Annotated in this window: 8 protein-coding genes; 4 read left to right on the top strand and 4 right to left on the bottom strand. The window is 71.8% G+C overall.

Annotated elements, in window-relative coordinates; genetic code table 11:
* The first annotated feature begins 68 nt into the window (after positions 1-68).
* Positions 69-557, top strand: a complete 489-nt coding sequence (locus tag R3E98_19975) for a DinB family protein (protein MEZ4425683.1) — start codon at positions 69-71, stop codon at positions 555-557.
* A gap of 230 nt (positions 558-787) precedes the next feature.
* On the opposite strand, the gene R3E98_19980 is transcribed toward R3E98_19975, so the two are convergent.
* Positions 788-1,498, bottom strand: coding sequence for a hypothetical protein (locus R3E98_19980; protein MEZ4425684.1), 711 nt, complete (start codon positions 1,496-1,498; stop codon positions 788-790).
* A complete protein-coding gene (locus R3E98_19985) occupies positions 1,495-2,340 on the bottom strand; it encodes an N-acyl homoserine lactonase family protein (GenBank protein ID MEZ4425685.1) in 846 nt (281 codons plus the stop codon). The genes R3E98_19980 and R3E98_19985 overlap by 4 nt, the downstream gene beginning before the upstream one ends.
* A 191-nt stretch (positions 2,341-2,531) precedes the next feature.
* Between R3E98_19985 and tesB the strand changes: the two genes are divergently transcribed.
* Complete coding sequence (gene tesB, locus R3E98_19990) at positions 2,532-3,401, top strand: acyl-CoA thioesterase II (GenBank protein MEZ4425686.1); 870 nt, start codon at positions 2,532-2,534, stop codon at positions 3,399-3,401.
* Between the two features lie 117 nt (positions 3,402-3,518).
* Here the strand turns inward: tesB and R3E98_19995 are convergent, their stop codons facing one another.
* The gene (locus R3E98_19995; protein ID MEZ4425687.1) at positions 3,519-4,034 is read right to left on the bottom strand and encodes a ferritin-like domain-containing protein; all 516 of its coding nucleotides are present in this window, start codon (positions 4,032-4,034) and stop codon (positions 3,519-3,521) included.
* 257 nt (positions 4,035-4,291) lie between these two features.
* Positions 4,292-7,606, bottom strand: a complete 3,315-nt coding sequence (locus tag R3E98_20000) for an amidohydrolase family protein (protein MEZ4425688.1) — start codon at positions 7,604-7,606, stop codon at positions 4,292-4,294.
* A 387-nt stretch (positions 7,607-7,993) separates the two neighbouring features.
* On the opposite strand from R3E98_20000, the gene R3E98_20005 reads away from it, so the two are divergent.
* Both R3E98_20005 and R3E98_20010 read left to right on the top strand, forming a co-directional pair.
* Positions 7,994-9,574, top strand: coding sequence for a TolC family protein (locus tag R3E98_20005; protein MEZ4425689.1), 1,581 nt, complete (start codon positions 7,994-7,996; stop codon positions 9,572-9,574).
* Positions 9,571-10,725 carry an efflux RND transporter periplasmic adaptor subunit gene (locus R3E98_20010; protein ID MEZ4425690.1) on the top strand — a complete coding sequence of 385 codons (1,155 nt, stop codon included), beginning with the start codon at positions 9,571-9,573 and terminating at the stop codon, positions 10,723-10,725. The genes R3E98_20005 and R3E98_20010 overlap by 4 nt, the downstream gene beginning before the upstream one ends.

A 10,725-nucleotide genomic window follows, 5' to 3' on the forward strand; every position in this document is an offset into this window, starting at 1 on the left:
GCCGGGGCACCGGACGGCGGTCGACGGGGTCTGGTAGGGGTCCGCGACCGATCGACCCGGAGGACTCCATGGCCGACGATGCCTCGATTCGTGACCTGCTCGCGCGCGTGCTCGGGTGGGGGGAGGCGCACCTGACGCTCGAGGCCGCCGTCGAGGGGCTCGACCCCGCGCTGCGCGGCGTGCGGCCGACCGGGCTGCCCCACTCGATCTGGGAGTTGGTGGAGCACATCCGGATCGCGCAGCGCGATCTGCTCGACTTCACGCGGCCCGGCGCGTATTCGACTCCCGACTGGCCACGCGAGTACTGGCCCGATGCGCCCGCGCCGCCGGACGACGCGGCGTGGGCGCGGACGCTCGAGCGCATCCGCGAGGACGCGCTGGCCCTGTCCGGGATCGTCCATGACCCCGCCATCGACCTGTCCGCTCCCGTACCGCACGGAGACCGTGCAGGGCAGACCTACGCCCGCTCGCTGCTCGTGGCGCAGGACCACGCGGCCTACCACATCGGCCAGGTCGTCACCGTGCGACAGCTCCTCGAGGCGGCGGCGGCGGGATAGCTCCCGTCCCGGTCGGCGAGACCCCGGTCGGACAGACGATCCCGGCTCCGTCGTACGAGGTGTGGGACAGACGTACGGGAGAGGTCGGGAGGTGGGCGATGGGTGCGGGTGGCGGAGAGGAGCCGGGCGGGCGCTGGTCGCGTCGAGACTTGGTGGGGTCGGACGGCTGAGGGTAGAAGCCGCTCGCCGGGCGTCTCGGGCACCCGCGGGCAGATGCCGCCGTCCTGCGTTCAGCCGGTCGTCTCCATGCGGGTGTAGCGCTCGACGACCCGCATCTCCCCGTTGGGAAACTGCACGACCTGCGTCCGCTCGCGCGGCAGCCCGCGCTCGTCGAGGAGGAGGGTGGCGGAGCCCGACGGGGTCGCCGCGACCGTGATGTCGAAGCGTACGCCGTCTCCGGTCGCTGCGTCGGTCAATCCGTCCACGACCACCCACTCCCGCACGCCGCCCTCCGCGTGGTCGGCTCCCTGGCCCGCCGTCAGCATGGCGAGGTTGTGGAGCACACCCATCCTCATAAGGCCCACCAGCAGGGCCTCCTCGAGGGCGGCCGGCCGGGTCGCGTTCGTCGGCGCCGTCGCGGAGCCGAAGCGGTAGGCGTCCCCGTCCGCCAGCAGGCGGACGTCGACGGGTCCGCCGCCGAAGGTGCCCGTGGCGGCCAGCTCGGTCCGATCCGCGGACGTGTGGAGCGTTCCCTCCAGGTCCGCCGTGAAGGCGCCTTCCGATGTGACGTGGAACGCCAGGGAGACGGACTCGGCATCGAGGAGCCGCTGCTCGACCGCCGCGTACCGCGCGGAAGGGTCCTCAGGAAGAGCGCCGTTCCCGCCCCGCCCGTCCCCCGAGGCACCGCACGCGCTGGTCCCGAGCACGAGCAGGCAGACCGCGGCCCGCCCAGCCGAGAGCCTGGGTGCGCGAGCGGGCCCTCCTTCGTACCAGCGTGTCATGTGCCTCCTCCAGCCGTGATGCGGACGACCCTTTCCGTTACGGTGGGAAAGCGCTCGAATTGCAGGACGTCGTGACCCGGGACCACGCGCGCCGGGTCCCCGGCCAGCTCCTCCATGCGCCGGTGCGCGGCGATGTTCGCCTCCCGATCCTCCGGCGAGAACGTGGCGCTGGCCCGCCCCTCGTGCAGGTTGCGGTAGAGGTAGGCGTTGTCGGAGGCCAGCACCCAGGGCTGCGGCGTCTCCACCCGCAGGTACTGTGATGCGAAGGTGTGGCGGGCGCCGATGTAGGCGCGGATCCCGGGCAGGATCTCGACGTCGTCTCCTGCCACGAAGCGGACCTGTCCGGCCATGTTCCTCGCCAGCAGGTGCTCGATGTCGGCGCGATCGATGCCACCGGTACGGCCTCCGGGCTGCCAGGCCGCACCCGTGTAGTAGGTATACTCGGCTTCCTGCAGCCAGAGCGTGGCGTTCGGGAACAGCGCGATGCCGCCCATGTGGTCCCAGTGGGCGTGGCTGATGATCACGTCGGTCACGTCCTCGGCGCGGATGCCCGCGCGCGCGAGGGCCTCGTCCGGGCGTTCGAAGTCGCCGAAGGTGAAGCGCTCCAGCCACGCTTCGCGGAAGAAGCCGGTATCAAACAGCACTACGTGTTCGGCGTCGCGCAGCACCCACATCACCATCGCGATGTCGAGCGCCTCGCCCTCGGGTGCTCCCGGCATCAGCCCGCGCAGGGGGAAGTCGGCGATGGTCCCGTAGCGCACCGCCAGGATCTCCCACTGCTGGGCGGGGAGGGGGGCCGCGAAGGCCAGGAGCGACAGGAGCAGGAAAAGGCGGCGGCGCACGCGTGAGCCTCGGTCGGATGCGGAGTCGCGCGGGGCGTCCCCTGGAAGGCGCCGGTGCGGCACCGTTGGCGGCAAGCTCGTACGCTGCCCCGATTCCGGCAAATCCGGGCCGCGAACTCCCGTGAGAGCGCGGAGTACTGGGCGGATCGCCCGCTGCCGCCGCCGCGCGCGTCCTCGAACCCCACCCGTCCATGTCCTTCAGCGCTGACGACCTCGTGGCCCTGCTCGACCTCGAGCCGCTCGAGGAGAACATCTACCGGGGCAGCAACCGCGACATCGGCACGCGGCGCATCTACGGTGGCCAGGTGCTGGCGCAGGCGTTGGCCGCAGCGCAGCGCACCGTCGAGGACAGCCGGCTCGTACACTCGCTCCACGGCTACTTCATCCTTGCGGGTGACCTGGCTGCGCCGGTGGTCTACTTCGTCGATCGGTTGCGCGACGGCGGGTCCTTCACGACCCGCCGCGTCACCGCCATCCAGCACGGTCGCGCCATCTTCAACATGGCCGCGTCCTTCCACAAGGCGGAGGACGGACTGGAGCACCAGGAGCCGATGCCCGAGGCGCCTGCCCCGGATTCCCTCACGCCCGAGCTCGAGCTCATCCGGCAGCGGGCCGGCAGCATTCCCTCGCCGCTGCGCGAGGTACTGACGCAGGACCGGCCGTTGGACTTCCGGCCGGCCGATCAGGGGGACCCCTTCGACAACGCCCCCAAGGCGCCGCAGCGGACGTGGTGGGTGCGGGCCAACGGTGTCCTCGGGGACGATCCCCTGATCCACCGGGCGGTGCTTGCCTATGCCTCCGACTACGGACTGCTGGTGTCCGCCGTGCGTCCGCACGGGATGAGCTTCCGCGACCCGCGCCTGATGGTGGCCAGCCTCGACCACTCCCTCTGGTTCCACCGGCCCTTCCGGGTGGACGAGTGGCTCCTGTACGTGGTCGAAAGTCCCGTCGCCGCCGGGGGCCGCGCCTTCACGCGCGGCACCTACTACACGCGCGACGGCCTGCTCGTGGCGTCGGTGGCGCAGGAAGGGCTGATGCGGACGGTCTCGCCGGGTCGGTGAACCGCCCTCACTCGGGTGGGTGATGGTGCGCCGGCCCGGAAGCACGGGAGCCCGCCGGGGGCGGGCCCCCCGGACCCCGGAACGGGGCCCGAGGGAGCGACGCCGGTCCAGCGCGGATCAGGCGCGAGCAGCGCGGGTGTTGACGCTCTCCTTCGCGAGGCGCGTCAGCAGGCTGTCGGCCTTCTTCTCCTCCTCCAACGTCTGGCCCAGCAGGGCGTGGTCCTCGGCACGGCCGAGCATCTCCGCGTAGGTGGCCACGGTGCCGTAGCCCGCGATCTCGTAGTGCTCCACCCGTTGCGCCGACGCGATGAGCCCCGCGTCCCGAACGCCGTGCGGGGCATCCTTGCCGAAGAGACGGGTGGAGTCGTCCACCAGCTCCTTGGCTTCCTTGATCAGACCCTTCATGCCGTGGCAGGTGTGCCCGCTCTTGTCGACCTTGAGCCGGTCGAGGATCTGCTCGAGCCGGGCCTTGTGCCCGCGCGTCTCCTCCAGATGGTCGCGGAAGGCACGCTCCAGATCAGGTGTGGAGGCGTTCTCGGCCATCGTGGGCAGGGCGCTGATCAACTGGGTCTCCGCGCTCAGGAGATCGCGGAGCTGGTAGACGTAGAGGTCCTGAAGATTCTGGGGCGTCATGCGTTGCCTCCCGCTTGGACGATCGGGTTCGAGTCGACCCGCGGTCCGGCGCAGACGGCACAACGGTGGGGGAGCCCGGCGCGCCCGCGTTGTCCGGCACGCGGGGGGATCCATGGGGTGGCAACACCCGCGCCATGCCCGCGCCGCTGGAGCGGCACCGGCGATCGGCCGGCGGATCGCTCCTGGCGATCCTGCTGGGCGTTTCGTTCGTGCACGACCCGAGGGGCTGCAACACGACCCGGCCCTCGCCCGCTGCTTCAGCGTCCCGGTCGGTCCCACCACCCGACGGGTCGGTCGTCGGCCCGGAGCATGTCGCCGTCGATCCAGGGGTAGGGGCCGTACGGACGCTCCTCCGGCCAGAGCTCGTCGAGCGTGGCGGCGTCGTACATCCTCCCCGCCTTCATGACCCACCGGATGGCGGTCGTGTTGTGGATGTCGCTCAAAGGATCGGCGTCCAGGACGATCAGGTCCGCGAGCTTCCCCGCTTCCAACGACCCGATGTCGCGCTCCATGCCCAGGAAGCGGGCGCCGTGCATCGTGGCCACCTCCAGCGTCCCCATGGGATCCATGGCGGTGGCGATCATCCACATCTCCCAGTGGGACCCGATCCCGTGATGTTGACCGTGCGAGCCGATCGCCCCGCCTCCGCCCCGCGCGATGATGTCGGCCATCCCCAGCGCGATGAACGGGAACGTGTAGTCGGTCTCCGGACGCAGCGTGCGGCGACGCGTGGGGGGAATGAGGTGGCGCCAAGGCAGCCAGCGCTGCTGCTTCGGATCCTTCCACTGGTCGTCCACCTGCCAGAAGTACTCCTCGCTCCAGGCGCCGGCTCCCCCGACCACGAACGTCGGTGAATAGACCGCGCCCGCCCGGCCGAACAGTTGGGCCACGTCGTCGTAGAGCGGTGCATAGCTCATCGGATGCTCCCAGCCGGTCTGACCGTCGAGCGTCGTGCCGATGTTGTAGGCCAGGTCCGCCCCTTCTCCCGTCACCATCACCCGCTTCTCCCGCGCGATGTCGGCGATCCACTGCCGCTGGCTCCGCAGCGGTTGCCCGTACTGCTTGATGGCGACGGCGCCCCAGTCCAACAGCCGGTTGATCTCGTGCAGCGCGTCTTCATAGCTGCCGATCTCGTTGGACCGGGCCCGGTCGCCGGGGGACATGTTCTCCCCGGTGCTGAATACCCGTGGCCCGACCGTCAGCCCCGCCTCGATCATCTCCGCCTCCGGGAAGACCGCCGCGGACCAGCCGATGGGGTCCATGGTCGTCGTGACGCCGTAGGCCAGGTAGGCGGCCGCCTCGAAGTTGCGACGCGGCAGGATGCCGGAATGCTCACGGTGGTGGTGCGCGTGCGGGTCCACGATGCCGGGCATGACTGTGGCACCCGCGAGGTCGATCACCCGCTCGGCCGCCCCGGTGTCACAGAGGCCCACGCAGGCGAGGCGGCCGTCCGCGACCACGATGGTGGCGTCGTCGAGCACTCCGCCGCCGTTCATGGGCAGCACCCGCGCGTGGGTGAGCGCCAGGGTGCCGGATCCCAGCGCGCGGGGAACGCGCAGCGTGATCCGGGTCGTGTCCGTCCGGTCGGTGGCGGGATCGTACCGGTAGTAGCGGGCTCCGCTCCCGAATTCGAGTGTGCCATCCCCGCGCCAGCGCGGATACAGCCCGCCCTCGCGGGTGAGCTGCCGCACGTCCGGATCGGCGCGCTTGTCGATCCGGGCGGGAGGGGCCGCGCCCACGGTGCTGGGCAGCGGGGCCACGTACACGTTGAAGGCCTCGGCAAACGCAATCCAGCGCCCGTCGGGGGAGGAAACGACCTCGTCCGCGTACGGCAGGAGCGCGTGGACCTGACGATCGCTCCCGTCCGGGCGCACCGAGACGAGCGCCGTGCCGCGCGGTTGGGAGTCGGGCGGGGCTTCCTCCGGGAAGAAGATCCGCCCCTCGGGCCCGAACGACGCCCGCACGATCTGACGACGCCCGCCGGCCTGAGCGCCGCCGTCGTGCCGCGTGCTGGCGCGCGTCAACACCGCCTCCGGAGCGCCGGACCGGGTGAGACGGACGATCTCGTACCACGGGTTGCTGGCCCAGGTGCGGCCGCGCGCGGTCGCGCCCGACCCCCGGGTGACGAGGAGGGTGCCGTCGGAGCCCCACACGGGGTTCACGTACTCGCCCGCGTCGGCTTCCAACCGCTCGGGCCGCGATCCCGGTCGGCTGGGCACGCGCCACAGGCGGCCGCGTTCGAGGTCGTGCCAGCTCGCGAACACGATGGACCCGCCGTCGGGAGACCACGTTCCCGAGTACTCGAGCGGCTCGAAGGAATCCTCCGTCAGGCGCTGCGGCACGCCGTCCGGCAGATCCATCACCCACAGGCGCCCGACGGCCTGGAAGAGCAGACGGCGCCCGTCCGGTGACGCCGTGGGCCAGCGCATGAAGCGCACCTCGACGGGGCCGTCGGAGATGCGGTGATCGCCGCGCGCCTGCTCCGACATCGTGCGCACCACACGGGCGCGATGCTGAAGCGTGGAGACCGTGCCGCTCGCGACGTCCAGCCGGCGCACCTTCCCCCCCTGCGAGATCACGAGCGCACGGCTGTCCGCGGTCCACGCGTACCCGGGCAGCACCCGCAACGTCTTGATGCCCTCGGCCATGTCCAGCTCGATGGGGTCCATCACCCGCCGCTCGGCTCCCGACGCGAGATCGCGCAGGAACAACGCGGTCCGAGGGCCGATGCGGAGCCCGCGCCAGGAGACCGTCCCGTCCGGGATGCGGCGGGCGAACGCCAGCCAGCGGCCGTCGGGCGAGGGCTCTGGAGCGATCGCGCCCCCGCTGGAGCCCCGATACTGCGCTTGATCCGTGCCGGTGGTGATCTCCGAGACCACCCCCGAGCGGAGATCGAGTCGCCGCAGCTGCATCCCGCCCTCGATGAGGCCGTCGGCCGACACGGGGACGTGGTAGTACAGGTGCTGTCCATCCGCGGAAGGCGCAGGCCAGGCCGCGCCTCGTTGTGAAGCGCCCACCAGCTCCCGTCCGGGGCCGCCGTCGAGTGGGTAGGTCCAGATGCCGGCCCTGCGGCCGCCCACACCCTGCGGCTGCTGGCGCAGCACGATGGATCGGCCGTCCGGCGTCCAGCGCGGCTCGACGACGCGGGTCGCGGGATCGAGGAAGAGCGGACGTGGCTCGCCCCCGTCGGCGCCCATGATCCAAGGATTGCTCTGTCCCGCGCGGTCCGAGACGAAGACGATGTGCGTCCCATCGGGCGAGAAGCGCGGATGGATGTTGGTGGCCACTCCGCTGTCTTGCGTGAGGCACTCCGCCTCCCCACCGCGCGCCGGCATGCGATAGATCTGCCCCAGCAGGTCGAACACCACCCATTCCCCATCGGGAGAGATGTCGACCGACATCCACGTCCCCTGGTCGGTCGTGAAGTCGATCGTCCGGGTACGGCCGCGAGCCGCCGTGACGTCCCACGCGGTGAGGGACTCGACCGGTGCCTCCTGGCCTCCGACGCTGCCCTGCGCGCCGGGGAGGAGGAGCAGCAGCAGAGCGATCGGAGGAGTCAGGTGCGCGCGCATGCGGAGCCCTGTGTCGCGGGTGGATGCGGCGGAAGTGGCCGTCGGGTGCACTCCGGGTAACGTAGAGCCGGTGGAGCCGCCGCGCTCGATACCCACCACCTCACAGGATTCGGGGGGGGGCCACGCGCCCACGCCGGAACCGATGATGCTGCGTGGTGTCGGACCTCCTGGGTGCGTCCAGCAACGCCCGTCCCCCCACCGACGCGCTCACCCGACGCGCCGCGCGCATCGAGCCTCCCCCGCCATGCCGCCTCCACAGGCCGCGTCCGCGAGGGCGGACGCGGATCCCTCGTCCCTTCCGCGACCGCCATGCCACCCAGCCATCCCATCCGCCGCCGACGTGCTCCTGGCTTCCTGCTCCTCTGGGCGAGCGCGAGCGCCTGCGCCGTGCACGCTGCGAAGGCCCAAGCACAGACCACGCACCCGGATTCCACCGCCGCAGCGCGCGCGCTGTCCCTGGCCGAAGCGATCCGGCTCGCGGAAGGCAACGCCGAGCAGGTGGAGATCGCGGCCGCCTCCGTGCAGGCTGCGGAAGGCCAACAGCAGAGCGCCTTTGCCGCGCGGCTGCCCCAGCTCGGCGGCAACGCCTCCTACTCCAGGACGCTGGACAGCCAGTTCCGTGGCGCGTTCGGTGGCGGTGGCAACGACACGCCGTCGTGTCCGCCGTACTCGCCGAACCCCGGGCTCGGGCTGGAGGCACGGGTGGATTCGCTCGAACAGGCGTTCGTCTGCGGCCCGTCGAGTCCCTTCGGTGGGGCGGACTTCAACTCCGTCGGCTTCGGCAGCGAGAACACCTGGACGCTCGGGCTCCAACTCTCGTGGCAGGTCTACGGCGGTGGCCGCCTCGCCGCGCTGAGCTCGGCCGCGGACGCCGAAGTGCGCGCCGCCGATGCGGGGCTGACCGCAGCCCGTGCCGGATCCGTCCTCGAGGTGGTGCAGGCCTACTATGACGCGCAGCTCTCGACGCGTCTCGTGGAGATCGCGGGTGCCGTGCTCGAGCAGGCCGAGGCCACCCTGCAGCAGACCGAGGCGCGCGAGCGGGTGGGCACCGAAGCGGAGTTCCAGGTGTTGCGGGCCCGGGTGGCACGCGACAACCAGCGGCCCGTGCTGATCGAGCGGCGCACGGCGCGCGACGTCGCCTTCTTCCGGCTGAAGCAGCTCCTCGATCTTCCCCTGGAACGCGAGGTGGTGCTGACGGACCAGCTCGAGGACGTGGCGACCGCGCTCCCGACCGACAGCGTTCCCGCAGCACCGGCACTGGAGGACCGCACCGCCGTTCTTCAGGCCCGCTCCACAGTTGCCGCGCAGGAGGACCGGGTCGACGCCGCCTGGTCGCAGCACCTCCCGGGTCTCGCGCTGACGTCCTCGTATGGCCGCGTCGCCTACCCGACGGACCTGACGCCGCAATGGAGTCAGTTCCGAACCAACTGGACCGTCGGGGTGGCGCTGCAGGTTCCGCTGTTCACGGGCGGGCGGATCGGCGCGGAAGAGACCGTGGCCCGCTCCGGGCTCCTCCAGGCGCAGGCTCGGCTGGAGCAGACGCGCGAAGCCGCGACGTTGGACACCTACCAGGCCTACGCATCCCTGCAGGCCGCACAAGCCAATTGGGAGGCCAGCTCCGGAAGCGTGTCGCAGGCCGAACGCGCCTACGAGATCGCGGAGATCCGTTTCGAGGAGGGTCTGTCCACGCAACTGGAGCTCAGCGACGTGCGCCTGCAGCTGGCCCAGGCGCGGGCCAACCGCGCCCAGGCTGCGCGCAACCTGCTGGTGGCGCGGACCCGCGTCCGCCTCCTGCCCGATCTACCCGTCGGCCCCGCTCTACAGGCGAGCCCGGACGGAGGCGCGCCCATCGGCGCCGGTGCGCCGCCCGGCATGCAGGCCGGCCCCGGCGCCCCCGGGGCAACGCCGGCGGGCGCGGGCGTACCCGGCACTCCGAACCCCACCGGCCCCAGCGGGAGCCCCCGATGATCGATCGTACGAGATCCTGGTTGCGCGCGCGTCCCCATGCCGCCGTGCGTCTCGCGCTCGCGGGGCTGATCGCCGCCGCCGGGTGCGGTGGCGGATCGGAGGCAGAGGGGACGGAGGCCGCGGCCTTGACGGTCAACGTCTCCGACCTGGCTGTCGTCGACTCTGCGACCATCGAGACCGGTCCGTTGGTGTCGGGCTCGCTCGAGGCGCGGGAGCAGGCCACGGTGCGCGCCGAGGTGGGCGGGACCGTCACCGACGTACGCGTGGAGGAGGGAGAAGAGGTGAGCCGGGGGGACGTGCTTCTCGCGCTCGACACGGAGGCGCCCGCGGGAACACTGGAGTCGGCGCGCGCCCAGGTGACGTCGCTCGAGGAACAGGTCGAGGTGGCTCGCCGCGACGTGGATCGCTATCAGCGCCTGGTGGACGTGGGGGCCGTATCCGAGCAGCAGCTCGAGACCGCGCGGAACCAGTTGGCCACGCTGCAGGCTCAGCTCGCCGATGCCCGTGCCCGCCGCACGGAGGCCGGGGAGCGCGTGGCGGATACCCGGCCGGTGGCGCCCCTCGGTGGCGTCGTGAGCCAGCGCCCGGTCAACAGCGGTGACGTCGTCTCGGTCGGTGAGCCGCTGGTGACCATCGTCGACCCCTCCAGCCTGAGACTGGTGGCGTCGGTTCCGGCGGAGGCGCTCTCGCAGCTCGAGGTCGGGGCACCGGTGGAGTTCGAGGTGTCCGGCTTTCCGGATCAGTCCTTCAACGGGACCGTGACGCGCATCAATCCGGTGGCGGACCCGGCCACCCGCCAGGTCACGCTCTACGTCGACATTCCCAACGACGAGGGGCGTCTGGTGGCCGGCCTCTTCGCCGAGGGGCGGGTAGCCACCCAACGGCACCGGACGTTGGTGATCCCCGCCGGAGCCACCGACCTGACGGCCGAAGCCGCCGCCTCGGCCGCCGGATCCGTGCTCCGGGTACGGGAGGGTCGGGCGGAGCGCGTGCAGGTCACCTTCGGGCTGGTGGATCCCCGCACGGATCGCCTGGAGGTCCTGGAGGGCATCCAGGCCGGCGACACCGTGCTGGTAGGCCCTGCCCGGGAGATCACGCCCGACACGCCGGTGCAGATCGCGGCCGCGCCCGACACGACGGCGGGGGGCTGA

It is taken from the genome of Gemmatimonadota bacterium (genome assembly GCA_041390125.1).
GTDB lineage: Bacteria > Gemmatimonadota > Gemmatimonadetes > Longimicrobiales > Gaopeijiaceae > JAGQIF01.